Source organism: Lactiplantibacillus herbarum (assembly GCF_001039045.1).
Classification (GTDB): domain Bacteria; phylum Bacillota; class Bacilli; order Lactobacillales; family Lactobacillaceae; genus Lactiplantibacillus; species Lactiplantibacillus herbarum.
The window spans coordinates 1-25,406 of the sequence record NZ_LFEE01000003.1 but is presented as its reverse complement, the minus strand read 5'-3'; the positions used below and the strand labels follow the sequence as shown (position 1 = coordinate 25,406).

Genomic DNA, 25,406 nt, shown 5'->3' with positions numbered 1-25,406 from the left:
TACAACATTGCCGCGCTTTCGTACCTATTCTGAAATTCAGAAAAAAGTAAGTCGTCATCACGTCATTTATTCCTAGTTGACCTATAATTAAAGTAATTCACCTAGTTAGGAAGTCTATTCATGGCTAAACAACGCACCACCCACGATCCACAACAATTTGTAAATACCGCCACCGATCGCCGGCAACTACAATTAGCGGTCCAATTGGCGCTACCGACCAACGTTCACGTCCTTGCACGTAACTTTGCCCGTTCGAGTGCCAGCTCATATTGGCTACTAATGATTCGGCAGCCACAGTCTAATGTCCCCCGTTTTCTAACTCTGCGCATCGCTGATCACTTACTGTGGTTAAGTAATCATGATCAACTAGCAATTTCTTGGAGAGCTGGCGATTTTGCTGGTATTCAGCAGACTTTACGTCACCAATTAACCGCTGAAACACTGCAGCAATATAGTTATCAACTCAGTACGGCTGATATCATCACGTTGCGACTCATCTTACACTTAGAGCAATACCAATTAATCTGGCTAATTCAGTTAGCTCCAGATATTGCCAAATCCTATAAGAATCAGCGGTTAGACCTGCACGACGATTTCAGTCACGCTAAATTATTACTAGGCAACATGAATAATAGCAGTTTGCAGCTGGTGCCTGTTAAGCAACCAGCCTTTCAATCACGCCTAGGCCAATGTTTCGGTCGTAATTTACTCTTTTCACAATTCACTAGTCACCGTTTACTACGACTATTACCTACCAATCAGTGGATTCGGCCGCTACTGGCAGAATTACCACCAACACCTAATTTGGAACAACAGTTGTCTGGCGCGTACGGTACCGATTTTGTCCGGATCTACGTCGAGGCGATTCGTCAGCAATCACGATTACAAGCACTCAGTTCATAAAAAAATCGGACCCCCGCGCTGAGCAGGAGTCCGATTTTAGTTATGACTAATCTTATATTTATTTATCACTAGCCGATTTCTTCAACATCTTATCCGAAAATCCGAATAGATAAACCAGCACGGTAGAGATGACCAACGTTCCGTAATGGGAAATCAAGTAGCCATAGAAGTTACTCCCAATACCCACGCCGGGTGTAATGAACGCTGGAAAACCAATCAATGAACCAGACAACGCGTAATTATTTACCCGCAGCAATCCAGTGATCAACCCACCAATCGCACTCGCGATACTTGCAACCACGAAGACCCGTTTATACTTCAAGTTAACCCCATACAAGGCGGGTTCCGTGACACCACAGAACGCGGACACCGCGGCTGCCAATGAGATTTCTTTCAGATGCTTATCCTTTGATTTCAGGAAGACCACTAATACGGCCCCACCTTGTGCAACCATCGTTATCGACAAGATCGAGTTGAGATAGCTGTGACCATTAGTCGCAATATCATTAATAACAATTGGAATCAGGCCCCAATGAAGGCCAAAGATAACCATTGTTTGATACAAGCCACCAATTACCAGACCGGATAACGCCGGACTAAAGTTATAGACGGCAATGATGCCATCCGCGAGTCCCTTACTGATGACCGTAATCAGAGGCCCTACGCCGGCTAAGATAATCACGCTTAAAATCAACGCCTCTAGGATCGGCACAAAGACACTCCGCAAATACAGCGGGATGACCTTTTTTAGCCCCTTCTCAACGTACGTTCCCAGCCATGCCGCTACAATGATCGGAAAGACTGACGCGGAGTATGAAACGAGATGCGTTGGTAACCCCATGAACGTGATTTGCGCTGACGCCGCTTTACCCGCCGCCGTAATAATGCTTGGGTAAACCAGGATCCCACCAACAATCGCCATGACGATTGGGTCAGAGCCTAACTTTTTCGCCGCCGTAAAACCTAGAATAACAGGTAGGAAATAGAAGGTCGCATCACCAATCGCATTCAAGACCATGTAAGTACCACTGGTCGTACTTAACACACCGAAGCCAGTAAGCGCTGCCAGAATTCCTTTTAGAATCCCGGAACCAGCTAGAATTCCAATCACTGGAATCATCGAAGCCGTCATGACACCAATCAGTGTGCTTAATCCGTGCTGCACTCGCCCTAATAGTCCGTGGGGCGTGGTCTCATCGGATTCTTTTGTTGTCGGTTCAGTAGTCGTTTGTCCCTCACCAAACTGTGGTCCCAGTTGTGCAATGACCGCATCATAGACATCCGTGACCGCTGGACCAATCACGACTTGGTACTGACCACCGGCCTTAGCCACATCAATCACACCATTGAGGTTCGCAATCTTTTCATCGTTGGCCTTGGCATCATCTTTGAGATAAAAACGAAGACGCGTAATACAGTGAATCAGGCTATTCACGTTAGCTGCACCACCAACGTTAGAGATAATCGCCGTCGCTAAGTCCGCATACTTACCCGTACCAGTCTTTGAAGCGGTCAGCTTAGTTGGCGCTGATATATCAGCTGAAGCAACTGGTACTGTCTTCAAGATACCAGTTGCAGCCGGTGTTCCGGCATCCAAGTCACCCGTCGTAACATCCAAGCTATCCAGACGTTCCTTAGTATTCGTTACCACTACGATCACCGTAGCCAGTTTTTGTGCCTTTTCAATAGTTTCTAGATCCATTGTTGCTAACTGGGTTCCAGCCTCAACCACATCACCAGCTTGAACGTTCAGTGTAAATGGCGTGCCTTTCAGTGCAACCGTATCAATCCCCATGTGGATTAAAACTTCTAATCCAGTTGGAGTTGTTAAGCCGATAGCGTGTTTCGTCGCGGCTACCAATGTCACTTTACCGCCAACTGGAGCAATGACGTGCTCCTCTCGTGGTTGTACACCAAAGCCCAAACCCATCATGCCTGTGGCAAACACTGAATCTTGAACATCCTTTAATGCAATCACTTCACCGCTAATCGGTGTCAACATTGTTATCGTCGCCGCGATACCCATTATCATTCAAGCCCCCAATTGATTGTTAACCTAACTCAGTTTACTCATTTCACTAACTAGTCATTAATTTTAAAGCTTTCGACATAGTTCTGCCATCTTAAAACTAGCCAAATTAAGCAGTTTGTCCTAAATGACGTTTCTTAGGTGCAGTCTTCACTGCATTGACGTCTTCGTCCTTAAAACCGAACATCCATGTCAGTGTAAATGAAACCACAATTGTCACGATAGATGCAATCCAGAACCCCCAGAAACTGAAATCTAACCCCTTCGGATTAACAAACGATGTAAAGCCAATTAATGAACCGGTAAAGCCCCACATGTTAACCCGCATTAATCCAGTCAAGAATCCACCAACTGCTGCCCCAATACTAGCAGTGACGAAGGCCCGACCATATTTCAAGTTAATACCGTACATCGCTGGTTCAGTAACACCACAGAATGCGGAAATCGTTGCTGGCCATGATAATTCTTGAATACTTGCTAATTTAGATTTCAAAGCAATCGCTAGAACCGCACCACCTTGCGCAACCATGGTTGCAGAAACAATTGCGTTCAAGTAACTGTGTCCAGTCGTTGCAATATCGTTGGCAACAATCGGAATAACGGCCCAGTGTAATCCAAAGATAACTAAGACTTGATAGAAACCACCAATAATCAAACCTGAAATAGCTGGACTTAAGTTGTAAATCGCAACAATCGCGTTTGCTAAGCCCGTAGATAATACCGTAATAATTGGTCCTAAGAATAATAGAATGGCACCTGAAACAATCACAACTTCAAATAATGGCACAAAGATCATTCGTAAAACGGTTGGAATCACACGTTTGAGCCATGGTTCCAGCTTGCTAGCTAACCAGGCACCTGCAATCATTGGGAAGATTGAATACGTGTATGAAGCCACGTGGACGGGTAAACCGAAGAAGTCCGCGTTGATTCCCATACCGAGGAAAGTCCCCATTGCCTTACCACTAGCCATTGTGACAATTGCCGGATAGGTCAAAACCCCACCGATGATTCCCATGATCACTGGGTCAGCACCGAGTTTTTTACCAGCCGTAAACCCAACGAAAATTGGTAGGAAGTAGAAGACTGAGTCACCCATCGCATTGATAATGACGTAGGTTGGTGCCGTGGCACTAACGATTTTAAACGTGGTTAATAGCGCTAAGACCCCTTTTAGAATCCCGGAAGCAGCTAACAACCCGATCACTGGAATCATCGAACCCGTGATGACCCCAATCAAGTTGCTCATGCCCCACTTGACCTTGCCCCACGCGGTTGTTGGCCGGTTCGCCGCAGCGTTAGTTTCTGCTACCGCTTTAGCTGTTTCAGAATCATTGGAGAACTCAGGTCCAATCTGCTTAATAACTGCATCGTAAACGTCCGTAACAGCTGGTCCAATCACAACTTGGAACTGACCACCAGCTTTGGCAACGTCAATCACCCCACTCAAGTTAGCGATGGTTTCGTCATTTGCCAAACTTTCGTCCTTCAAATAAAAACGTAAGCGGGTGATACAGTGAATGACACTGTTGACGTTGGCAGCGCCACCAATATTTTCAATAATTTCAGTTGCGAGTTGATCGTACTTGTCGGCTTTTGCCAAGCGACCTTGACGCTTCGCATTGAAAGTATTGGCGTTCAAACGACCGGTTGCAGCAACTTCCCCAGCGTTTTTCACCCCGGTTGCGGCTTCTAATGAATCTAGCTTATCACTAGAGTTAGTTACAGCTAGCACGACCGTGGTCTGACGATTGGCTTGCTGAACGGCCTCGAGATCCATCGTTGCAATCTGATCACCAGCGTGAACTTCATCGCCAGCCTCGACCGTGAGTGTAAAGGGAGCGCCCTTCAAGTCAACCGTATCGATACCCAGATGTACCAACACTTCCAAATTGTTATCCGGCGTTGTAAAACCTAATGCATGCTTCGTTTCTGCTACCATTGTGACTTTACCACTGACCGGTGCGACAATCCGCCCGTCAGTCGGTTGAATCCCAAATCCAAGTCCAAGCATCCCAGCTGAGAATACTGGATCTTTCACTGCAGTCAACGGAATCACTTCACCACTAACTGGGGTTAAAATCGTTACTGTTTGTGCGTGTGCCATATTTATTCCTCCATTTCTAATTAAGCAACAGTGCAACTGATTGATATGGTTGTAACTGTAGATCTGCTTGAACAACTACGTCTGGGTAATTTGATAACAAGACTTCTGCGTTTACCATAGCTTCTGGTAATTTCACGGTAGTAGCGGTTGGGTAAAAATTGTTTAAAACTAATAATTGCTGTTCACCCAGTTGACGCCAGTAACCGAAGACCTGTTGATCATCCAAGCGCCAAGTCTTATACGTCCCATCCGCAATAATCGGCATCGTTTTGCGCAAATGAATCAATTGTTGATAGTAGTTAAAAATCTCGCCGTGATCCAATTCATCAGCCACGTTGATCGTCTGCTGATTGGTTGGTCGTAACCACGGCCGCCCAGTCGTGAAACCGGCTTTAGGCGTTGCATCCCATTGCATTGGCGTTCGCGAATTATCACGCGCTTTGGTTCTCACAATCGTGAAGGCATCCTTATGGCTGTAACCACTCCGAACCAGTGCCCGATAAGCATTGAGCGCTTCAATATCCGCATAATCCGCCATTGAATCGTAATATGGATCAACCATCCCGATCTCTTCACCCATGTAGATAAACGGCGTCCCACGCATCAAGTGAATGACCGTTGCTAACATTTCAGCGGACTTAACACGGTACTGACCCGCATCGCCAAAGCGGTTGAGTGCTCGGGGTTGGTCATGATTATTCCAGAACAGCGCTTGCCAGCCACCGCCAGCATCCATACCGGCCGCCCAACCATCTAATAGTTGTTTGAGCCGTGGAAAGTCGAAAGCCATCCGTGACCACTTACGGCCATCAACGTAGTCCGTCTTCAGGTGGTGGAAATTAAAGACCATCGATAACTCGTGATTGCTTGGCTTCGTGTAACCAATACTGTTTTTAATCGTCGTTGAGGACATCTCACCCACTGTAATACTATCGGGATCCTGGCCAAAGCTAGCCTCATTCAGTTCTTTCAAGTAGTCGTGCACAATCGGCGTGTCGGTATAGAGCGTTTTGCTAGCCACGCCAGTTGGTGCATCAACAAGCTGTTCTGATTTACCAGTCACGTTGATGACATCGAAGCGAAAGCCTTGGACACCCTTGTCGCGCCAAAAATTAACGACTTCAGCGCATGCTTCCCGTACCGCTGGATTGTGCCAGTCAAGATCAGCTTGAGTTGGGTCATAGAGGTGTAAATAGTAGAGCCCCGTATCTCCAATCGGTCCCAACGCTGGCCCACCGAATTTAGATTCCCAATTAGTTGGCAAACTACCATCAGCCTTCGCTGGTCGTAGGTAGTAGAATTTTTGATAAGTCTCATCGCCAGCTAAGGCTTTTTGGAACCACTCATGCTGCGTTGACGTGTGGTTGAAGACCATGTCGAGCATGACGCCAATTCCAGCCGCCTTAAGTGTTGCCACCAATTCTTCAAAGTCAGCCATTGTCCCAAAGGTTGGGTCGATTCGATAATAATCAGCAATGTCGTAACCGTTGTCATTTTGAGGTGAGACGAAGAACGGATTGAACCAGATCATGTCGATGTTCAGCTGTTTAAGATAGTCAATTTTACTAATAATTCCCCGTAAATCACCGATACCATCGCCATCACTATCATAGAATGACTTTGGATAAATCTGGTAGATCACTTGTTGCGATAACTTCATGCTCATCCCTCCTATTTATGTGCTCGCCGTGCAAAATCACGGAAACTAAACTTGTCTGGTCGATGTCGTGACTCAGTAAATTGAAATGCACGGGCATCCGTCAGACTAGTCACACTGCGGACCACGGCGACGTACGCACCTGGCTTCAATCCCAAGTGTTCACAATCTTCAGCGGTCGCTGGTGCCATCGTGATTTCCTTAGTTGCGTAACCGATCTCTAAGCCTAGCTGATTTTCAAAGTAGTCATATAACGAGTCCTCAGCAGCAGAACGCGGAACGTCTGGAATCACGGTCTTCAGAATGTAGTCCTTATCAATAATATCCGGTTCATCGTTGATCACCCGAACCCGTTTAATTGCTGTCACCGGTGCTTCGGTCAATTCAGTCCCGAGGGCCGTAAAATCCGCTACGGGTAGAATTGCGTTTGGTTCATAACTGTAAACGATATTTTCAGTCTTAATGTGGAGCTTAGCTGCCAATTCCTTATAACTGACGATCCCTGAAACGGGAAATTCGTACTGGTGATGCTCGATGACGAGTGAACCCTTGCCACGAATCTTTTGAATATAGCCATTTTCTGCCAGTTCTGCGAGCGCCTTACGACCGGTTTCTCGAGAAATTCCGTACAGGTCACAGAGTTGATTCTCACTAGGTAAGTACGTCCCCACGGGGTAAATCTCACCCTCGATTTTTTGCATTAAATCGTCATACACTAATGCCGACTTGTTCATGTGCCGTTCGCCCTCCTTGTTATCGCTTTCATCAATGAATATAAACTTGTTTAGACAAGTTGTCAACATTTAATACATCACAAGGTTGAGTCCCTTATATACAGCCGATTCAGCCTGAATAAACCCGTCTATCCAAGTATAGACAAGTTAGCATAATTAATACAAAAATGGACTGTGACAAAAGTCGCGGTCCATTTTGATATTCAGAATATTACTTACAAAACATGTTTTTAGAAGGCATCTGCTTCCGCTTAACCTAAAATCAGGGAATTATTCCCAAGCCCGGAATAATCTTTGATTTCCGTTAATGCTCACAGCCTAACTGTCCTCTGTCACACGTTGTTGATCATTTTAATTTACCGATTGATACTAAGAATCTGATCATCGGTACTGGCTGCCGTTTCAGCCTGCTCTTCCGCAATCAGGCGGGCTCGTTCATGTTTGTTATACCAAGGCGATACGGTAAAGGCTAAGACGTCGTTCATCAGATAGACTGAACTATTGATAAACATCGCTAACGTTGCGGAACCCTGACGGAATGAGATGAACCACAAGACCATCTGAGCTAGACCGGAGGCGATCCACCAGAAATACTGGTTGTTGTAACGTAGGAAACAGATCACGCCCGCCGTCAAACAGATGGCAAAACTGATTGCATCTACCCACGGCCGTGGATCATCAGTGAAGGCACCAATCAGATAGCCTGAAATCCCATAAACAACCAGCGTTGCAGCAATGGCAATAATCCATGTTCGACCAGTGAACTTACGAATCTTAGAAACCATGTTGACGTTCCAGTTTGCACTCAGTAGCACTGGAATATCTAAGGTGACCACGTAAGCTAATTGTTCACCGATACTGAGATAATTTTTAGCGGAGAAACCAACGACAATAAAACAAATCGCTGAGATAACGCCAAGCAACCCATTGACGGACTTGGCAGCATTGATCGCCAAGACACATAACACACCCAAGGTCGTCCCAATAAATGTTAGAATGGATAACAGTGTGATTGGGGCACTGACCAAGGTCATCACTTGGCACCCCAAGCTAAAGTAGAATAAGTAGTAGTTTTGTTGCGGCCAACCTTTCAATTGGTGTGATAAGAATTTAATATAATTACTCAAAATCATGCTCCTCTTTCCGTTTCTCTTATGCGGTTGTTTAAATTCTAGTTGGCCAACTAGTTGTATTGTAACACCATATATGGTGTATTCGTTTGAAACAACACTATATATTGTATCATTATCTTTGCTAATGAAAAGGAAAAAATTGTCCTCAGTCGGTAAGTTGTGCACAACTAATCCGTGAACTTCCTGCCACGCTGGTCTTTTTGGTACGGAAATTTTTTTGACTGATTTTTCTAACTCAAAATATAACCAATGATTCAATTCTGTCCCGACCATTGGATTTTGTCGGTCAACCGCGCTTGCAGTATACTAGAGAAGAACAATGATTTACTTTTACAAACTATTTAATTTAAATTTTTGGAGGAACCTTATGATTACGCTTAAATCAGATCGCGAAATTCAAGGGATGCAAGAAGCTGGCGACATCATGGTCGGGCTATTTCACGCCCTTGAAGACTACATCAAGCCTGGGATTACGACTTGGGACGTTGATCACTTCGCATACGAATACATCATCGCCCATGACGCTACCCCTGGCGAACTAAACTTCGAAGGCTACAAATATTCAACCTGTGTCAGCGTCAATGACATGATTTGCCACGGCTGCCCAAGCAAGGATATCTTGGTCAAAGATGGTGACCTATTGAAAGTTGATACCGTTATTAACTATCACGGTTACCTCAGTGACTCATGCCACGCCTTCGTTGCTGGCACAACTGTACCTGAAGTTCAAAAATTAATGGACGTTACGCTTAAGGCACTATATCTAGGAATTGACCAAGCCGTTGTCGGCAACCGTATCGGTGACATTGGCTGGGCCATTCAAAACTACGCTGAAAACGAAATGGGTTACGGCGTTGTCCGCGAATACATTGGCCATGGCATCGGACCTACGATGCACGAAAAGCCTGACGTTCCTCACTACGGCGAAGCCGGTCACGGCACTCGTCTGAAGGCTGGGATGACCATCACCATCGAACCAATGGTTAACATTGGCGACTGGCGTTCTGGCGAAACCGCTGATGATGGCTGGACTGTCCGCACAATGGACGGTAGCCTCAGTTGCCAGTATGAACACACCTTGGTTATTACCGACGATGGTCCTAAGATCTTATCATCATTCGATAACGACTTTGATGCTAAGTACTTGTGGAAGAAATAAGCTATTTTTAATCACAGCACAAAAAAACGATCAACCAAATAGCGGTTGGTCGTTTTTTGTGCATTCAATTAATTATTTAACGAACTTAGCTGCAAATTCGCTGAATTGCTTGCCGGCGCCTGCTAAGAAGGCTTGAGTACCTTCGTTAGTGATCTTACCGTTTTCGTCAGCTAACTTATCAGTGTTAGCAATGTAAAGTTCTGGTTGTTGCATAGTTGGCATGTCTAAGAATACTAATGATTGACGTAAGACGTGGTGTGCCAAGACGCCAGAGATTCCTGAGATTGATTGTGAAGCAACCAAGGCAGGCTTGCCACCCCAAACACTTTCGCCCCATGGACGTGAAGCAATATCCAAGGCATTCTTCAATGCAGCTGGAATACTACGGTTATGTTCTGGTGTTACGAAGAGAATAGCATCTTGAGCTGCAACAGCTGCCCGGAATTCAGTATATTCAACGGGAGAGTTAGCATCTAAGTCTTGGTTATATAGTGGTAAATTACCAATGTTTAAGTACGTTACTTCTGCATCTTCAGGTAAACCGGCAACGATTGCGTCGGCAACCCCTTTAGAGTATGAATTTTTGCGAATAGAACCTACGATTACACCATATTTTGTCATAATTATAACGACCCCTTTAAATTTAATTTATTTTCTTAATTTCACTTACTAATAGTAAGTATATCAGTAAAATTTAAAAGTGCAACCATTTTCACTAATTATTTGTTAGTGAATTTCAAAATGGCGCTTAAACCTCCGTATTAACTTAGCTGTGACGGCGTAAAAAAATAAACTACCCCAGAACGATCAAATTCTGAAGTAGTTTATTTATGTTTTAGCATTCACCATCTGGCAGTCCGTTCCGCATACAGTAAACGAACGACCTGCTGGCATAATTTTACGATTAACTTATTCCATCTTCAAAAAATCTTGGTAATCATGATCGACTTGATCCACGTAGGCAGCTGCCCATTTAGCCATCGCTTCATCGAACTTCACTGAACTACCCACGTAGCCGCGAATCATCGCAGCCGTTGGACTTTGAGCATGTGCCTGCGCCAAAATCATGGCACACGTATTCGAATAAGCTTGGAACTGACCCCAATCTAACGTTGGAATATCGATAGATTCCTTCATATCTCGGAACTGACGAACATAGAAACTCTTATGCTCCATCTGGAAGTAACCGAGGAACACGTCTGACGTCGACTGCAAGATCTGCTGCGAACTGACGATTCGTTGACCTTCCGTTAATTCCATCGCCGCAGTAAGTGCTGGCCGTCCCTGACTCCCAACTTTACGAGTCGGCAAAGCTTCCTTGATCTGCAAGACCATGTGACTGCCATCCGTACTAGTCAGTAACACTAGGTAACAGAGTGAACCAAAGCTCCCAACGCCGACACTGTGGCGAATAATATCCGTCACTTCGTATTGAGAGAGTAGTAGCGCGACATCGGTACGAACATTTCGCAAGTACTCCTTGATGCCCTTCTTCAAACCATGGTACGTCTTCTTATCAACGTGCACTGAACGTGGCGCATTGTCCTTGAATTGACGTTCACCGCGACTATTGGTCAACGTGAATTTACGGACAACCTGTTCTGAATTTCGTTTTTGAGCTTTTTTGACAAGGTCGGCAATAAAATCGGCCGTATCCTCGGGTTCGCCACCGAAGTTCAGGACAGCTTGAACTTCATTATCACGATAAAAACGATCAAGGGTGGTTTGGTCAAATAATCGTTTCAACGTCTCACGATAGTTGGCACTAGCCATCTGAACTAATTTTTCGACCCGTTTAGGCTTGAAATCAGAGTTACGAGCTGCCAGCATAATGCTGACAAGTAATCGTCGTAGATCCCATTCCCAAGGATGCACGCCCGCTTCGTCAAAGTCGTTGAGATCAAAGACCAACCGCCGTTCTGGCGATGCGTAGAAACCAAAGTTCCCAATGTGGGCATCCCCACAGACAACTGCCGGAATCTCCGTCGACTTTTGATAATCCAAGTCGTAGTCCATCAGTTCGACTGAACCGCGGAAGAATGCGAAAGCCGAGGCAGACATCCGTTCCCGCCGTAGTGGCAGTAGTTCTGGAACGAGCATTTCTCTAACGTGTTTTAAATAATCGGCCGCGTCACGTTCGACAGCAACGAAAGTTCCGAGCTGTTCAAACGAGGTAACTTGGCGGCGCGCCTTTCCGAGTGCAATCAATTCGGCAACCGTATGGTGTTGGCGAATATGTGTTAAATCAAGTGGTGGCATGTTGTATCAATCCCTTTTATGGTTTACTGATTCTATTATAACGATTTACCTTAGCAATACGAACAGATTCCTGTATCCAACTAAGTTCTCTATAGGTGCGTTTTCATTATTATGCACCAGTTAACAATTTACAAGCTTGATTTTCAACAAATCGGCAATTCTGGTTGACGTGCCGGCAAAAGTCACCTACAATTTAAGTTATAAATGATACCGCTTACAAAACGAGGAGGTCACATATTATGGCAAATTCTGAAAAAACATTGGTACTAGTTAAACCCGATGGTGTTGCTGAAGGACATATTGGCACGATCATCACCCGTATCGAACGTAAAGGTTTCAAAATCTCCGCACTCAAGGTTGTTAAAGCTACCACGGAACAACTTCAATTACATTACAGTGAAAAGGTTGGTAAACCTTATTTTAAGGAAATTGAAACCTATATGATGGAAGGCCCCTTAGTTGCCATTATCGTGAGCGGAAGCGGTGTTGTCAAAGCAATTCACAGCTTAGCTGGTAACACTCGTCCTTCTGATGCCCAACCAGGAACCATTCGTGGCGATTATGCTCACGAATATCCCGATGGTATCTTACGGAACATTGTCCACACTTCTGACAGCCGTGAAAATGCGCATCATGAAATTGCGATCTGGTTCCCAGAACTTGCCGTTACTGCACACAAAAATGCTGGTAAGAAGAACTAATACGATTAGACTAAAACAACGAGCTTAGCATAATTAATTGCTAAGCTCGTTTTATGTTACAACAGCTAAACAAGGCTGCTCGTTTGGCCGTGTTAGTCCAAGTAATCCCCACAACTTACCAGTGTTAGTTACTCGACAAGGCAATACCAGATTTTTTCAATCACATCAAACGTTAGTAAAGCTTCCGAAGTCAACCTAGAAAGTCAGGCAACTAACCCCTGATAGATGCCGAAATTTTCGCACCACTTGTTCGCACCGACTATGATTAACATAATCAAACAAATGATTTGGGGGAATCACTATGAACATAGCTGTTGGGACCTCAGCGCGGCGATCGCGTACTAGTCATGCGAATAACACGACTAAGTTTTCAATGTTTAACTCACTAAGTCGTATTGACGAATGCCTAGAACTCATTAAACGAACTGGCACTTTAGGATTAACAGACTCGGCCGCCATCATCGGCTTAAACCTCACCCATTTAATGGGCGTCAACGTTATCCTCACTAGTCAACAACACTCCTTTACCACAATGGTCCGCGACCACAAAAAGTCGTTCAAGTTGACTGGCTGTATTATCGAAGATACCTTCCACAACATCGTGGATCCGTCACACCAGAAATATTTAATCTCACTGGATCACCGGTTAATCACTAACAGTGACGACCTGATTGAGACACTCTACAATCATTACTAATTTATAAGTACCATTATTTCATTCAAGTTTTAAAGAGAGGGTTTGGGTCAGTCCCCAAGCTCTCTTTTTAGGTTCAAACGCGATAACTAGCGCTACTTTTAAGTGTTTGTAGACTCTTAGCGAGTTCCCACACGTTAACAACTGGCAAATCCGCCGTTTGTTTACCGTGCTCATTACCAGTAATTGTCGTTACGGGAGCCACCGTCCGCTGTTCTGCCTTATGTTGACGATTGAGCTGTACTTGTTCCATCGTTAACCCCGCCCCCGCAACTATAATTCCAATTCGTAGTGCCCAGACCATTTTTTTCATACCATCTACCCCAGTGTTTTAATTCAATTTATCACGGATTGATAATTTATATTCTAAAACTGGCGGGTCGGTTTAATTATTAATAACGCTTTGGCCAACAGAACTAGTATGACGGGCTAACTCACAATTAATTTCACTGAGTTTTTACGCACTTTTAATTTGACAACTAATCAAATTCATTAAAAAAATCACCAATTTAATACCGATTTATTTTCATATGTATAAATCGCCGAATTGAACAACTCAATCTATCTGGCCCAAATTAAAAGCCGTGCTCAATCAGCGCTACTCGAAAGTAACCATCATAAGCACGGCTAAGTTGCTGTCCAGGTCTTAACAATAAGCGCAAGACTTGTCAGATACTATTTATAATTATTAATAACGCTTCGATGCGAATTCCATGGAAATACCTTAACCACCCCAGTGACTTTGCTCTTGGGCACCAGTCCCCAGAAACGGCCATCATTTGACTTGGCACGGTTATCTCCCATCACAAAGTACTTATTCTTAGGCACTTTAAAATAGGTTTTAGGCCAATTTTCCTGTTCTCCTAATGAATATAAGGTAAATCCTTTGCCAGTTAAGTTTATCGGATCAAGTGTCCCGGTAGTGCGCTGCTTTTTAGTGATATAACTTTGGCTTTGCTTTTTACCATTGATATACAGATTACCTTTACTAGTATATTTGACCGTATCACCAGGCAAAGCAATCACCCGTTTAACATAGTAAACTGGGCTATTGTTAGTAAATACCTTCGTGCCATCTACCCCGTTGGCATTAAATACAATGACCAAATCTCGCTTAATTTTAGCAGTTTTTAGTAACGCGACTCGTTCATTGTTATGTAGATTAGGTGACATTGAAGAGCCATCGACCTTAACTATGGTGAACAAGAATTGTTTAATGGCAAACGCAATTAACAAACCGATGACAACCGGTAGAATGAAGTCTCGGCATATCTTTAGAAACCTGGACATGCTTTCACAACCTTTATATAAATTTTAGGTCACTTGCTTTTAATAACTATACTAATATTAGTCAAGAAACCAACTCTTTAATATTATCGTTCGCCCTTAATAAAAGATATATTTAAGACTAAATTTTAATAAGAACATAGTCTCTTCTGATTGCAAATTGAGCCATCTTGGTATAAAAGTTCCAACACTACTTTCGATTCAACCAGTTTGACTGTATTTTCGTTAACGAATAAACACGGACAAAAAGAGCCTCGGACAGTTGCCCCAGACTCTTAATTAAAATTATTGGCTAAGCTGTTGCTTCCGCTAACTTCTGATCTAAATATTTCTTTAAAGCTGCTTGTGGATGGAAACCGACGACTTTTTCCGCGGCCTTACCATTTTTGAAGATAACTAACGCTGGAATACTCATAATCTCAAACTTCTCGGCGATGCTCTGATACTGATCCACATCAAGGGAAGCAAATTTAATTTTGCCATCGTAGTCCTCATCAAGAGCTTCCAGTGCTGGGGTCTGCATCTTACATGGCCCACACCAATCTGCCCAGAAATCAACAACGGTTAACGTTGTCCCGTCAGCGACCGTTTCAAAAGTGGTCTCATTTACTGGTTCAATCATTCTTTAGTCCTCATTCCTTCTATTTTCCGTTCTATCATAGCATGTTTAGACCTCCTGTCGCCGCTTCAAAGTCTGAATATCGAATACTGGTCACTAATTCTCCGCAGATTAGTGTTTTTCGACCATGCAATTCGATATAATAACGTTATAGAAACGATATAACACAAAGGAGTGCATGTATCTTGACTGAACAAACCGTAGCATCACAACCAACAACTGAATTGGTGGCCTCCGTTGCCGCTGAACAACTCGGCATTAAAGCCGTCACCTTACGAAAGTATAGTACGATGGTCGAAAAACAACTGAACGATGACAACCGTTTCCGTCCAGCTGACAATAGTCACCGCCTCTACACACCGGCTGACCTTGAAACCTTCAAAACAGCCATCGACTTGGCTGAACAGGGAACAACCCTAGCAACGGCCTTAAACCAAGCTTTCAATGCCGATACTAAGACAACAACCACTAGTACGACTACTGCACCCAAGTCTCAAGCAGCAACTACAACGGCCCCAACTACCGCACCAAAGGTTGCCGCTAAGACTGATGACGGCCCTAGTAACGCTGAACTAGCCAAGCAACAAGAGATCATCATTCGTCGTCTCGATTCGCTCAACTACCGACTGAACCTAGTCCTAGAAAGGCTTGACGAACAAGCTAAGCAAGCCCCCACACCTTGGTGGCATTTCTGGGAAAAATAAATTCGTATCATCAATAGATAGCCATAAGAGTTTACGTCACCGTAAACTCTTTTTTAATGCGCTTATTTCCATAAAAAAAGCACTGTGATAAGCCTCCTAAGAGTCTTATCACAGTGCTCACTAATTACCATGGCGGTTAGTAATCAGTCATTTAACAACTTTTATTTAGCATACTTTTCATAAGCTGCTTTAATATCGTTAATTAAGTCTTCATCGGTTAAGTTAGTGTTTTCACGGATAACTTGTTCGATTGGTTCATCCTTCAACATCTGTTGTAACTTAACACTTTCGCTGTCGTTAGGGAAGTTGAAGAAGAACATTTCACCGACCGTATCAACTAAGTTACTGTAATCACGGCCACGTTCCTTCAATTCACGGATTGGGCGAATGAAGCGTTCGTCAAAGCCCATCTTCCGGATTGGGGTCCGGCCAACCCGTTCGATATCATCAGAGATATATGGGTTTTCAAAACGGCTCAAAATCTTAGCTTGGTAAGCATGGTGAGCTTCTGGATCAAAGTTCCATTTCTGGATCAATAAGTCCCCAGTTTCACCTAAGACGCGCTTAGCTTGGTCAACGACACTGTTGTCCTTAACGGCTTCGCCAATCGTCTTGTAGCCCTTAATATTACCGGTGTAGGCAACCGTAGCATGGCCCGTGTTAACAGAGAACAACTTACGTTCGATGAATGGTTCCAAGTCGTCAGCATATTCGACACCCTTCAATTGAATTGCAGGGTTCTTCATTTGTGACTTGTCGACAACCCATTCCTTGAAAGGTTCAACGGAAACAAACAATGGATCGTCATGCTTTTGTAAAGGAACGATACGGTCAACCGCTGCATTAGGGAAACCAGCATTTTGGTCAGCCCATGCTTGTTCGTCAGCATTCAACGTTTCATAAACGGATTTCTTCAATGATTGGCTCCCACCAATCATGTTTTCACAAGCGATGATGTCGATTGGCGTTGTGTTGTTGTTAGCTTGCCGTAACTTTAACCCGTCGGCAATCAATGGGGCAATGAACTTCAAGATCTTAGGACCGATTGCAGTGGTAACCAAGTCTGCTTGGGCGATTTCTTCAGCAACGGCCTTTGGATCCTTACCATTGTTGATACCCTTAACATCGTGAACTTCAATGTGTTCTTGACCTTCTGCGGCCAACTCGATGGTGTAACCATTGCGTTTGTTCAATTCGTCGATCAAAGTATCGTTAACATCAACGAAAGTAATCTTAAAACCATTGTCTGCCAAAGTTTCGCCAATGAAACCCCGACCAATATTCCCTGCGCCAAAATGTACGTCTAACATGCTAATCAACTTCCTTTAATAGATTTATGATTTCATCTTCAGATTGAGCGTCCGCTAATTTTGCCACGTTGGCAACATCGCTACAGTATATTGCAATCTGAGATAAGAGGTTCAAGTGTTCGCCGTTCAAACCAGCAATACCGAAGATGACCGTGACAGTCTTGTCATCATCGTCATTGTCTGGATCGCCCCAGCTCACACCCATTGGTACTTGGACCACTGAGATCCCGGTCTTTTTAATATACTTCATGCCATCTTCAGTACCATGGGGGATAGCAATGAAATTACCCATATATACAGAAACATCTTGGTTACGTGCCTGCATGGCATCAATGTATTCTGGTTCGACACAACCGCCATCGACCAATAGTTGACCGGCTAAGCGGATGCCTTCTGCTTGTGTTGCAACTTGTTGGTTCAACGCAATCATTTTATTATCTAAAGCTTCCATTTTATTCACCTACGCTATTTCGTTAGTTCGTTCAAAAACGCTTTGCTAATTAACTGATAAAGTTGTTGGCGATCACCAGTCATGAAGGTCTCAGTATTAGCCTGACTCTCAATGACCAGTGCGCTTAGTTTACCCATCAACCGATTTTCAAAATCACTGATGTTGGCGGGGCCGAGCATTAATACAATCCGCTGTAATCGAATTGACTGATTATCCATGCTTTTAAAGGTCAGGGGTTCGTCTAATTCGAAGATAGCGCAATACGGTGCAGTTACTTCTTTGCTTAACGTGTGAACCAACGCCAAGTTCGTATCAGGGATACCAACTGGTGCCAATCCTAAACGGTGTAACAAGCGACCAGCGACTTCCATTGGATCATGAATCAGGTTGGTGTCAATGTGACTCGTAATCTTGACGAGTGTCTCTGCCATCGTCTCCTGCTCATTGCGAATCGGTGTGATTGTGAAACGCGCTAGAATTTGTTTCGCAATCGTCATCCGTTCGTAGACCGTATCGAAATCTAGGTTAGTCGTTGGTTCGTCGTCAGCTGGCGAGTCCGCCACCTTCGTACTAGGAAAGTACTGATGGATGTATTCGCGCAACGCGCTGACTTCATTTTCTAACAGTAAAGGACTGACAACTCGGTAGTTCAACTTGAAACCTGGCAACGTGGTCGTTGACAAGATCATGTCGAAGTCAGCCAAGTTGACCTGTCCAAGATTACCGATCCGGGCGACCTCAATCGTTGTAATCTCAGGGACTAAGCGTGCTAATCGTGTCTTTAAGATGCGTGCTGTCGTCATCCCGTTTGGACACAGGACTAATACTTTCAACGCTTGATGGCTCAACTGCTGCTCGTACGTACTAGCAAAATGTATGAGTAAGTAGGTTAATTCATCCGCCTTAAAATCTTGATCAGCAAACGTCGCTGCAAATCCGCGAACCACCGCCGAATATAACTTCGGATACTGCTCGCGTACTTCTTGCAGTTCAGCACTGGGGGGTACCGGACCATGTACGTTAGCTCGTTGGAGGGCAATCTGCATGTGCGCCGTCAAGTTATTCATCAGACGATCATCAGTACCAAACGACCAGTTGAAGTTAGCCGCAACCGCATCAATCAGTTGTTTGACGCGATACGTTAACTGCAGATCATAATTCGATAATGATGTATCCTGATCAATCCGGAACGTCAGACCCTTGATCTGTTGCGCTAAGAAGTCAATCTCAGCTCCCGTAACTGCCGACTTAATCGTTGCTGGCAGCTGGGTCATGATTGCAAGGGCAATCCGCTGATACTTCAAGAAGTCATCGCGGTTGATGCCCTGCAAGTAAGTGACCCGTTGCTGGTGTTGCAAGCGCATCACTCCGGTAGTTAGTGCAATGATCAGCTGTTGTAGTTGACCATCCGGTACCGAAGCAAAGTACTTTTTCTTCAATCCTCGCACCGCCTGATAGCACATCATCAGGGTTGGTGCGTCGAGTAAATTCAAGAAATAGGATTGTTCGTCGCTAGCCGTAACAGCTAATCCGCGATTCAACTTGCCAATCGTCTTGAAAAACTCATAATCATTAATCTCATTATTTAAAATCGTTGCGAACAAGTTACGGATACTACCTTCAGTCCCCGCAACTTGAATTCCCCGCGACTTCAACCGTTCAATGGCTAACTCATAGTCAGTGAACGGCGTAGCCAACGCGGTCAAGTCATTTGAAATCGTCGCAATACTGACATCGAAATCTAACGCGAGCTCTTTCAGCTTCATAGACCGGTCGCTCATTAACAACCGGCATGCCAGCGCATTCTGTCGCGTTTGCGAGTCAAATGCGGGGGCTAGCTTACGATCAACGGATAACTGGGCTTGAAACTCACTCAGAGCCGTTGATGAGCCGTTCAGTTGAAAATGATGCTGCTCGTTAACAATCTTCAAACCAGCGTTTGCTAACACTAATTCGAGATTACTAAACTCGCGATAGATGGTTCGTCTACTACTGTTGAGACCGGTTTCAATCTGACTCATTGAAAGTCCAACTGGATTGGCCAACAGTAACTGTAATAATTCATCTTGACGTTGCGTGAACTTAACCATGGGACACCTCATATGATAAATGGTAGTAATATCATTTTATTTCAATTCTAATACCATCTTATCATATTTAGGTGAGTTCAAAAGATCAGCTGTGATCAACACTTGAACTTGAGTGTAGCGTGTCTTGAGGTTCTTAGCAGCTTCGGCACTTGAAACAACTAACAAGCTATTGCTATCAGTTAATTCATCAATACCTAAGTTCTTAACGCTAACCTGCTTGTTGGCTTTCTTGACCCGATCCTTCATTAAGGAAGTAGCCATCGTTGCCGTACCTAAGTGACCATCATGGTGAACGAAGACGATTTGATCAACAACCGTTAAATCTAAGTTAGCTGGTAAATCATCTGGGGCTGCCGTTGTTGCTTGTGCTGCCTGTGATGCAGGTGCTGGTTCAGCACTAACTTGGTCACGAGCCTTTAAGTTAACGACAACTTGATCATACTTAGGACTACTTAAGAAGTTATCCACGGATAAACGTAAAGCATGTGGTGATTTTTGTGCAGCCCGGTCAGCTAACTCGTTTTGCGTGATAACTAACAGGCCTGGTTCATCTTTTAAGTTGCTAATTGCAGTGTTGGTAACGGACATGTCGATACCAGCCTTCTTCACCTTGTCCCGTAATAAGGAAGCACCCATTGCGGACGAACCCATTCCGGCATCACAAGCGAAGATAATGTGATCAACGTCTTTGTATGAAGCAATGACATCGGCTGGTTCTGCATCTGAAGCAGCATCGGCTTTACCACTCTTCATTTCACTCATCTTGCCCTGTGCAGCGGCTAAATCAGCAGTATCTTCTGATTTGTCATGTTTCAGGATAATTGATGCAACGATGAATGATGCAGCTGTTGCTAAAGCAACCCCGACTAACAAACCAATGTAGTTAGAAATACTCTTTGGTGACATCAGTAGTAATGAAATAATTGAACCAGGTGATGGCGTTGAACGTAAACCAACGTTTAGTAAACTAAATGTGGCCGTCCCGGTAACCCCACCGGCAATAACAGCTAAGAACAATGCTGGCTTCATCAATACGTATGGGAAGTAAATTTCGTGAATCCCACCAAGGAAGTGAATGATGATGGCACTTGGTGCGGAAGCTTTAGCAGTTCCCTTACCAAACAAGGCAAAGGCTAACAGAATCCCAAGACCTGGACCTGGATCTGGTTCTAGTAAGAACAGAATTGACTTACCAGCACTAGCTGCTGCTTGAATCCCAAGTGGTGTCAAAATTCCTTGGTTAATCGCGTTGTTCAAGAATAAAATCTTAGCTGGTTCAATGAAGACGTTAGCTAATGGTAATAACTTCATCTTGATGATCCAGTTAACACCGGCGGCCATCATTGCACTGGCACCCGTAACAACTGGGCCAATTGCGTAGTAACCGACAATGGCTAACAACATCCCAATAATCCCAGCGGAGAAGTTATTAACTAACATTTCAAATCCGCTGCGAATCTTATCAGAAATGGCGTCATCCCATTTCTTAATACACCAGCCGCCTAAAGGTCCCATAATCATGGCCCCGATAAACATTGGAATATTTGAACCAACGATCACACCCATAGTTGCAATCGCACCAACGACCCCACCACGGTGTCCGGCGATCATACTCCCACCGGTAAACGCTATCAATAATGGCAATAAATAATTAACCATTGGTTGGATCATCTTAGCTAAGCCAGCGTTTGGCCACCAACCACCAGCCATAAAGATGGCGGTAATTAATCCCCAAGCGATGAATGCGCCGATGTTCGGCATAACCATGTTACTTAAAGCGCTCCCAAATTTTTGAACTCGAGCCTTGAGGCCCACTTTTGGTTTTGCAGCTGGAGCGGTTGGCGCTGCATTTGTATTTACATTTTCACTCATCAGGTAAAGCTCCTTCCTTTTTCTTAACGTCTTTAATCATAGCGGTGACAGTAAGCGGTTTCAAGAAGTTCTAGGCAGACCCGTGGCACGACAAACTGTGCCACGATTAAACTCATCAATTCACAAGCAAATATCTGGCACACTTTTAGCGAATCGCTGTTAAATATGCAATGATATCCTTTACACCGTTCATTATCTAGTTAACATGATTTCGTTTTCACAAGCATTCTCATCAAGTCCTGACATCGTTTTCTCCCTATTCACTTCATTGAACTTTCATTTTAAACGCAACTCCCTAATTTACCCGTTGAATTCCCCTAACAAGCTCCTATACTTAGAGATAAATAAGGAGTGACTTATCTATGAAAAAAGCATCCGATTGTACTGAAATATTGGTTGGTAAAGCTGCCAGCATGGACGGCTCTACTATTGTTGCCCGCAACGAAGACGGTTACGGTCCCATTAATCCGATTAAATTTGTCGTACATGCAGCCCAGGATCAGACTAACACTAGTTACACGTCGGTCACAACTGGCGTTACCGTGCCATTACCTGATCATGCTTACCGCTATACGGCAACGCCCCAAGCTGACCAGAATGACGGGCGCTACGAAGAAGCTGGTATCAATGAACTGAACGTCGGCATGAGTGCCACCGAAACGACCGCCACCAATGCCCGTGTTCTGGGCTACGATCCCTTAGTACACGATGGTATCGATGAAGAAGCCATGGTCACACTCGTTTTACCTTATATCAAGAGTGCCAAAGAAGGCGTTGAACGTCTCGGGGCTTTAATCGAAAAATACGGTACTGGCGAAAGTAACAGTATTGCCTTCAACGATCATGACGACATCTGGATTTTAGAAACTGCGGGTGGTCATCACTGGGGCGCCATGCGTTTACCTGAAGATACCTACGCAATCGTTCCTAACCAGACCATCGTGCAGGAACTCGATCTCAGCGATACCGATAACTACCTTGGCGCTACGGACTTAGCTGACTTTATTGAAAAGTACCACTTAAATCCTAATCCCGGCCACTTTAACTTCCGTGAGATTTTTGGCACGCAAAATGAAGCGGATGCTTTCTACAACACCCCACGGACATGGTACGGACAGCAGTTGTTCAACCCCGAAATTGAACAACAACCAACCGCTCAGAATATGCCGATGTTCCGGCAGCCTAGTAAGAAGATTGCGATTGAAGACGTCCAATTCTTCCTGTCGTCACATTACAACGGCACACCCTATGATCCATTTGGCACCTTTGCATCCGGTGATGAACGTGAACAGAAACGCTACCGCTCAATCGCCATGGACCGTAACCAGTGTTCCTCAATCTTGCAGATTCGCAACGACGTTCCCGCAGCACAAGCTGCCATTCAGTGGATCGCCATGGGCTTCTTTGCGTACGCGCCATACGTGCCATTCTTTACCAATATCGATGACACACCGGTAGACTATCGCAATACCACGGCAACGGTCGCCCTCGATAATGTTTATTGGTTATCCAAGACGCTCTCCGTTCTGATCGAACCCCACTGGCACGAATTTGCTGAAACGGTTAATGCCTACCGTGATGGCTGTCAATCCTACGCGCGTGGTCAGGTTGCCGCAGCTGACGAAGCCATTTCTGGTGACGTCACGGAATTCTTAACTAAAGCCAATGCCACCACGGCTGGTGAAATCTCTAAACGAACTCATGAACTCTTTGATAGCTTAGTTAAACAAGGACTAATGCTTTCGCAGACAACTTGGGAAAAAGGGCAGAACCTGTAATCAGAGTGTGACAAAAGCCGGTTAGTTGCTGAGCATAGCCTAGGAAGCCGAATGATTGGGGTTTTCAATCGTTGTTTATGCAACAGAGCGAATGCAACTGGCTTTTGTCACACGTTTCAACTATTAACATTAAGAACACAAATAGAGATTATGATTTTTGCCACAACTCCAACTCATTGGTGAACCAATAGACACTAAAAAACGTCCAGTAACCCACACGATTACTGGACGTTTTATTTAATCTTCAGAATTTAATCTTAGTATTTTTTGCTTAACTTGCTTGCAGCGGCTTCGTCAATGATAACAGTGACGTTGTCGTGGTTTTGCAAGATACTTGCAGGTAAGTCAACGGTGTCAGGACCTTCGATCATACCCTTGATTGCATCAGCCTTATCTTCACCAAAGGCTTCAAGAATAAGGTGCTTGCTCTTCATGATAGAAGCTAAGCCCATTGAGAAGGCTTGCTTAGGAACATCATTTTCGCTAGCGAAGAAACGTGCGTTAGCTTCGATCGTTGATTCAGTTAAATCAACTACGTGAGTCGTAACGTCGCGGGCAGTCCCTGGTTCGTTAAAACCAATGTGACCGTTCCGACCAATCCCTAAGATTTGTAAGTCGATTGGGTGTTCGTCAATTACTTTGTCGTAGCGCTTAACTTCAGCGTCAGGATCTGAAGCTAAACCGTTAGGCAAGAATGATTCCTTGAATGGCTTGTCATTAAATAAATGAGTTTGCATGAAGTATTTGTAACTTTGATCGTTGTCTGGTGCAATTCCAACGTATTCATCCAAGTTAACTGATGTGCAGTTACTGAAATCTAAGTCACTGTTGACGATTTCTTTGTAAGTCGTAACGGGGGTTGACCCAGTTGCTAATCCAAATACTTTCGCACCATTGTCCAAAGCATCCTTGAATACTTTGTATCCTTCTTTTCCGCCGGCAGCTTGATCCTTTACTACGATAACTTTCATAATTAACTGACTCCCTCTTTTTTGGTATAGTCCAATTGTATATTGGTCTAGACTAAAATTCAAGTGGTTTGTCCGAAATATTTTAATTTTTCTTTTGCAATCGTTACCATCTTTAAGTTAACTAGGCTTACTTCATTAACAAATAAATTGTATTTTGTGATAATTTTGCCTATACTTAGAACTGTTCGTAACTCCGTGGAATGTGAGAACCTCCACGACTAGCCAAGGCTGAAAGGTCATTGGCTATTTTTTTGTTCATAATTTGGCTATTTCCACTACTGAATTCATTCAGCAAACAGCTAACTAATCCCTAAGTTTTCCCGGGAAATATTTTTAATTTGCCTCGAATACCTTTCTCCGTTAATTTGCGGTACACTATTCCCATCAATTCAACAGATGTGAGGTTTTTCAAATGGAACCAGTTTTTAACAAGATGACCCCCGCGGGCTACCATGCGATTGAGCAGGAGATTGAGGACTTAATAAAACAACGCCCAGAACGCATCCGCATTCTTGCAGCTGCAGCGGCTCTCGGTGACCGTTCCGAAAACGCCGAGTATAGTAGTTCCAAACGCGACTTAGGACGCTTAGAGAGTCGTATCCGTTTCTTAAACAAGCAACTCCAATACGCTCAGATCGTTCACCCAGCCGACAATGATCAACTCGATATCGGTAAATTCGTCACTATCGAATTCATGGACGACCACGATCAGCTAACTTATCAATTAGTTGGTAAGCAAGAGGCCAACCTCGACCAGAATAAAATTTCATTCACGTCACCCATCGGTCAAGCACTCGCTAATCACATGGTTGATGATCTGGTAACGGTCAGCGCCCCAAATGGCGATTATCAGGTTAAGATCATCGCTATCAAAAAAGCTTAACCAGTCACTTAAAACCAACTGAAGGTTGAAAGTTACAAAACAACTTAAACCATTGATTTAACAGT

At 44.2% G+C, this 25,406-nt stretch carries 22 protein-coding genes; 7 read left to right on the top strand and 15 right to left on the bottom strand.

What is annotated here, in order from left to right:
• The first annotated feature begins 120 nt into the window (after positions 1 to 120).
• Positions 121 to 903 carry a hypothetical protein gene (locus ACG95_RS01420; protein ID WP_047998792.1) on the top strand — a complete coding sequence of 261 codons (783 nt, stop codon included), beginning with the start codon at positions 121 to 123 and terminating at the stop codon, positions 901 to 903.
• A gap of 58 nt (positions 904 to 961) precedes the next feature.
• Here the strand turns inward: ACG95_RS01420 and ACG95_RS01415 are convergent, their stop codons facing one another.
• From ACG95_RS01415 to pnuC, 5 genes are all read right to left on the bottom strand, one after another.
• On the bottom strand, positions 962 to 2,929 hold the full coding sequence (locus ACG95_RS01415) for a PTS sugar transporter subunit IIABC (protein ID WP_047998791.1): 1,968 nt from the start codon (positions 2,927 to 2,929) through the stop codon (positions 962 to 964).
• 112 nt (positions 2,930 to 3,041) lie between these two features.
• On the bottom strand, positions 3,042 to 5,039 hold the full coding sequence (locus tag ACG95_RS01410) for a PTS sugar transporter subunit IIABC (RefSeq protein ID WP_047998790.1): 1,998 nt from the start codon (positions 5,037 to 5,039) through the stop codon (positions 3,042 to 3,044).
• A gap of 16 nt (positions 5,040 to 5,055) precedes the next feature.
• Positions 5,056 to 6,699 (bottom strand): alpha,alpha-phosphotrehalase, encoded by a 1,644-nt coding sequence (gene treC / locus ACG95_RS01405; protein WP_047998789.1) that lies wholly within the window; start codon positions 6,697 to 6,699, stop codon positions 5,056 to 5,058.
• 11 nt (positions 6,700 to 6,710) lie between these two features.
• Positions 6,711 to 7,430 (bottom strand): trehalose operon repressor, encoded by a 720-nt coding sequence (gene treR, locus ACG95_RS01400; protein WP_047998788.1) that lies wholly within the window; start codon positions 7,428 to 7,430, stop codon positions 6,711 to 6,713.
• Between the two features lie 356 nt (positions 7,431 to 7,786).
• A complete protein-coding gene (gene pnuC / locus ACG95_RS01395; protein WP_082137276.1) occupies positions 7,787 to 8,563 on the bottom strand; it encodes a nicotinamide riboside transporter PnuC in 777 nt (258 codons plus the stop codon).
• A 367-nt stretch (positions 8,564 to 8,930) separates the two neighbouring features.
• On the opposite strand from pnuC, the gene map reads away from it, so the two are divergent.
• Positions 8,931 to 9,722, top strand: coding sequence for a type I methionyl aminopeptidase (gene map / locus ACG95_RS01390; RefSeq protein WP_047998786.1), 792 nt, complete (start codon positions 8,931 to 8,933; stop codon positions 9,720 to 9,722).
• 72 nt (positions 9,723 to 9,794) lie between these two features.
• Here map and ACG95_RS01385 read toward each other — a convergent pair whose 3' ends face one another.
• Both ACG95_RS01385 and ACG95_RS01380 read right to left on the bottom strand, forming a co-directional pair.
• Positions 9,795 to 10,343 carry an NADPH-dependent FMN reductase gene (locus tag ACG95_RS01385; RefSeq protein ID WP_047998785.1) on the bottom strand — a complete coding sequence of 183 codons (549 nt, stop codon included), beginning with the start codon at positions 10,341 to 10,343 and terminating at the stop codon, positions 9,795 to 9,797.
• A gap of 288 nt (positions 10,344 to 10,631) precedes the next feature.
• A complete protein-coding gene (locus ACG95_RS01380) occupies positions 10,632 to 11,981 on the bottom strand; it encodes a DUF2252 domain-containing protein (protein ID WP_047998784.1) in 1,350 nt (449 codons plus the stop codon).
• Between the two features lie 239 nt (positions 11,982 to 12,220).
• On the opposite strand from ACG95_RS01380, the gene ndk reads away from it, so the two are divergent.
• Together ndk and ACG95_RS01370 are read left to right on the top strand one after the other, a co-directional pair.
• The gene (ndk, locus tag ACG95_RS01375; RefSeq protein ID WP_047998783.1) at positions 12,221 to 12,682 is read left to right on the top strand and encodes a nucleoside-diphosphate kinase; all 462 of its coding nucleotides are present in this window, start codon (positions 12,221 to 12,223) and stop codon (positions 12,680 to 12,682) included.
• Positions 12,683 to 12,983: 301 nt separating this feature from the next.
• On the top strand, positions 12,984 to 13,379 hold the full coding sequence (locus ACG95_RS01370; RefSeq protein WP_047998782.1) for a hypothetical protein: 396 nt from the start codon (positions 12,984 to 12,986) through the stop codon (positions 13,377 to 13,379).
• A 73-nt stretch (positions 13,380 to 13,452) separates the two neighbouring features.
• Here the strand turns inward: ACG95_RS01370 and ACG95_RS01365 are convergent, their stop codons facing one another.
• The 3 genes from ACG95_RS01365 to trxA all read right to left on the bottom strand — a co-directional run bounded on the left by ACG95_RS01365 (position 13,453) and on the right by trxA (position 15,285).
• Positions 13,453 to 13,689, bottom strand: a complete 237-nt coding sequence (locus ACG95_RS01365) for a hypothetical protein (protein WP_047998781.1) — start codon at positions 13,687 to 13,689, stop codon at positions 13,453 to 13,455.
• A 362-nt stretch (positions 13,690 to 14,051) separates the two neighbouring features.
• Positions 14,052 to 14,666, bottom strand: a complete 615-nt coding sequence (lepB, locus tag ACG95_RS01360; RefSeq protein ID WP_047998780.1) for a signal peptidase I — start codon at positions 14,664 to 14,666, stop codon at positions 14,052 to 14,054.
• 289 nt (positions 14,667 to 14,955) lie between these two features.
• Positions 14,956 to 15,285 (bottom strand): thioredoxin, encoded by a 330-nt coding sequence (gene trxA, locus ACG95_RS01355; protein WP_047998779.1) that lies wholly within the window; start codon positions 15,283 to 15,285, stop codon positions 14,956 to 14,958.
• 182 nt (positions 15,286 to 15,467) lie between these two features.
• Between trxA and ACG95_RS01350 the strand changes: the two genes are divergently transcribed.
• Positions 15,468 to 15,986 (top strand): MerR family transcriptional regulator, encoded by a 519-nt coding sequence (locus tag ACG95_RS01350; RefSeq protein ID WP_047998778.1) that lies wholly within the window; start codon positions 15,468 to 15,470, stop codon positions 15,984 to 15,986.
• 161 nt (positions 15,987 to 16,147) lie between these two features.
• Here the strand turns inward: ACG95_RS01350 and ACG95_RS01345 are convergent, their stop codons facing one another.
• From ACG95_RS01345 to ACG95_RS01330, 4 genes are read right to left on the bottom strand one after another with little or no spacing between them, the layout of a single operon-like run.
• Positions 16,148 to 17,296, bottom strand: coding sequence for a mannitol-1-phosphate 5-dehydrogenase (locus ACG95_RS01345; RefSeq protein WP_047998777.1), 1,149 nt, complete (start codon positions 17,294 to 17,296; stop codon positions 16,148 to 16,150).
• 1 nt (position 17,297) lies between these two features.
• Positions 17,298 to 17,747: a PTS mannitol transporter subunit IIA gene (locus ACG95_RS01340; protein WP_047998776.1), complete on the bottom strand. Its 450-nt coding sequence runs from the start codon at positions 17,745 to 17,747 to the stop codon at positions 17,298 to 17,300.
• Between the two features lie 14 nt (positions 17,748 to 17,761).
• Complete coding sequence (locus tag ACG95_RS01335) at positions 17,762 to 19,837, bottom strand: BglG family transcription antiterminator (protein WP_047998775.1); 2,076 nt, start codon at positions 19,835 to 19,837, stop codon at positions 17,762 to 17,764.
• A 36-nt stretch (positions 19,838 to 19,873) separates the two neighbouring features.
• A complete protein-coding gene (locus ACG95_RS01330) occupies positions 19,874 to 21,709 on the bottom strand; it encodes a PTS mannitol transporter subunit IIBC (RefSeq protein WP_047998774.1) in 1,836 nt (611 codons plus the stop codon).
• 362 nt (positions 21,710 to 22,071) lie between these two features.
• Here ACG95_RS01330 and ACG95_RS01325 point away from each other — a divergent pair, with 362 nt between their 5' ends.
• Positions 22,072 to 23,487: a C69 family dipeptidase gene (locus ACG95_RS01325; protein WP_047998773.1), complete on the top strand. Its 1,416-nt coding sequence runs from the start codon at positions 22,072 to 22,074 to the stop codon at positions 23,485 to 23,487.
• Between the two features lie 257 nt (positions 23,488 to 23,744).
• Here ACG95_RS01325 and ACG95_RS01320 read toward each other — a convergent pair whose 3' ends face one another.
• Positions 23,745 to 24,458 carry a glucosamine-6-phosphate deaminase gene (locus ACG95_RS01320; RefSeq protein WP_047998772.1) on the bottom strand — a complete coding sequence of 238 codons (714 nt, stop codon included), beginning with the start codon at positions 24,456 to 24,458 and terminating at the stop codon, positions 23,745 to 23,747.
• A 412-nt stretch (positions 24,459 to 24,870) separates the two neighbouring features.
• Here ACG95_RS01320 and greA point away from each other — a divergent pair, with 412 nt between their 5' ends.
• Complete coding sequence (gene greA / locus ACG95_RS01315; protein ID WP_047998771.1) at positions 24,871 to 25,341, top strand: transcription elongation factor GreA; 471 nt, start codon at positions 24,871 to 24,873, stop codon at positions 25,339 to 25,341.
• The last annotated feature ends 65 nt before the right edge of the window (positions 25,342 to 25,406 follow it).

Coding starts and splice junctions, on each gene's coding strand:
- ACG95_RS01420 (WP_047998792.1), top strand. CDS start 121: ATGGCTAAACAACGCACCACCCACGATCCACAACAATTTGTAAATACC.
- ACG95_RS01415 (WP_047998791.1), bottom strand. CDS start 2,929: ATGGGTATCGCGGCGACGATAACAATGTTGACACCGATTAGCGGTGAA.
- ACG95_RS01410 (WP_047998790.1), bottom strand. CDS start 5,039: ATGGCACACGCACAAACAGTAACGATTTTAACCCCAGTTAGTGGTGAA.
- treC (WP_047998789.1), bottom strand. CDS start 6,699: ATGAAGTTATCGCAACAAGTGATCTACCAGATTTATCCAAAGTCATTC.
- treR (WP_047998788.1), bottom strand. CDS start 7,430: ATGAACAAGTCGGCATTAGTGTATGACGATTTAATGCAAAAAATCGAG.
- pnuC (WP_082137276.1), bottom strand. CDS start 8,563: ATGATTTTGAGTAATTATATTAAATTCTTATCACACCAATTGAAAGGT.
- map (WP_047998786.1), top strand. CDS start 8,931: ATGATTACGCTTAAATCAGATCGCGAAATTCAAGGGATGCAAGAAGCT.
- ACG95_RS01385 (WP_047998785.1), bottom strand. CDS start 10,343: ATGACAAAATATGGTGTAATCGTAGGTTCTATTCGCAAAAATTCATAC.
- ACG95_RS01380 (WP_047998784.1), bottom strand. CDS start 11,981: ATGCCACCACTTGATTTAACACATATTCGCCAACACCATACGGTTGCC.
- ndk (WP_047998783.1), top strand. CDS start 12,221: ATGGCAAATTCTGAAAAAACATTGGTACTAGTTAAACCCGATGGTGTT.
- ACG95_RS01370 (WP_047998782.1), top strand. CDS start 12,984: ATGAACATAGCTGTTGGGACCTCAGCGCGGCGATCGCGTACTAGTCAT.
- ACG95_RS01365 (WP_047998781.1), bottom strand. CDS start 13,689: ATGAAAAAAATGGTCTGGGCACTACGAATTGGAATTATAGTTGCGGGG.
- lepB (WP_047998780.1), bottom strand. CDS start 14,666: ATGTCCAGGTTTCTAAAGATATGCCGAGACTTCATTCTACCGGTTGTC.
- trxA (WP_047998779.1), bottom strand. CDS start 15,285: ATGATTGAACCAGTAAATGAGACCACTTTTGAAACGGTCGCTGACGGG.
- ACG95_RS01345 (WP_047998777.1), bottom strand. CDS start 17,296: ATGTTAGACGTACATTTTGGCGCAGGGAATATTGGTCGGGGTTTCATT.
- ACG95_RS01340 (WP_047998776.1), bottom strand. CDS start 17,747: ATGGAAGCTTTAGATAATAAAATGATTGCGTTGAACCAACAAGTTGCA.
- ACG95_RS01335 (WP_047998775.1), bottom strand. CDS start 19,837: ATGGTTAAGTTCACGCAACGTCAAGATGAATTATTACAGTTACTGTTG.
- ACG95_RS01330 (WP_047998774.1), bottom strand. CDS start 21,709: ATGAGTGAAAATGTAAATACAAATGCAGCGCCAACCGCTCCAGCTGCA.
- ACG95_RS01325 (WP_047998773.1), top strand. CDS start 22,072: ATGAAAAAAGCATCCGATTGTACTGAAATATTGGTTGGTAAAGCTGCC.
- ACG95_RS01320 (WP_047998772.1), bottom strand. CDS start 24,458: ATGAAAGTTATCGTAGTAAAGGATCAAGCTGCCGGCGGAAAAGAAGGA.
- greA (WP_047998771.1), top strand. CDS start 24,871: ATGGAACCAGTTTTTAACAAGATGACCCCCGCGGGCTACCATGCGATT.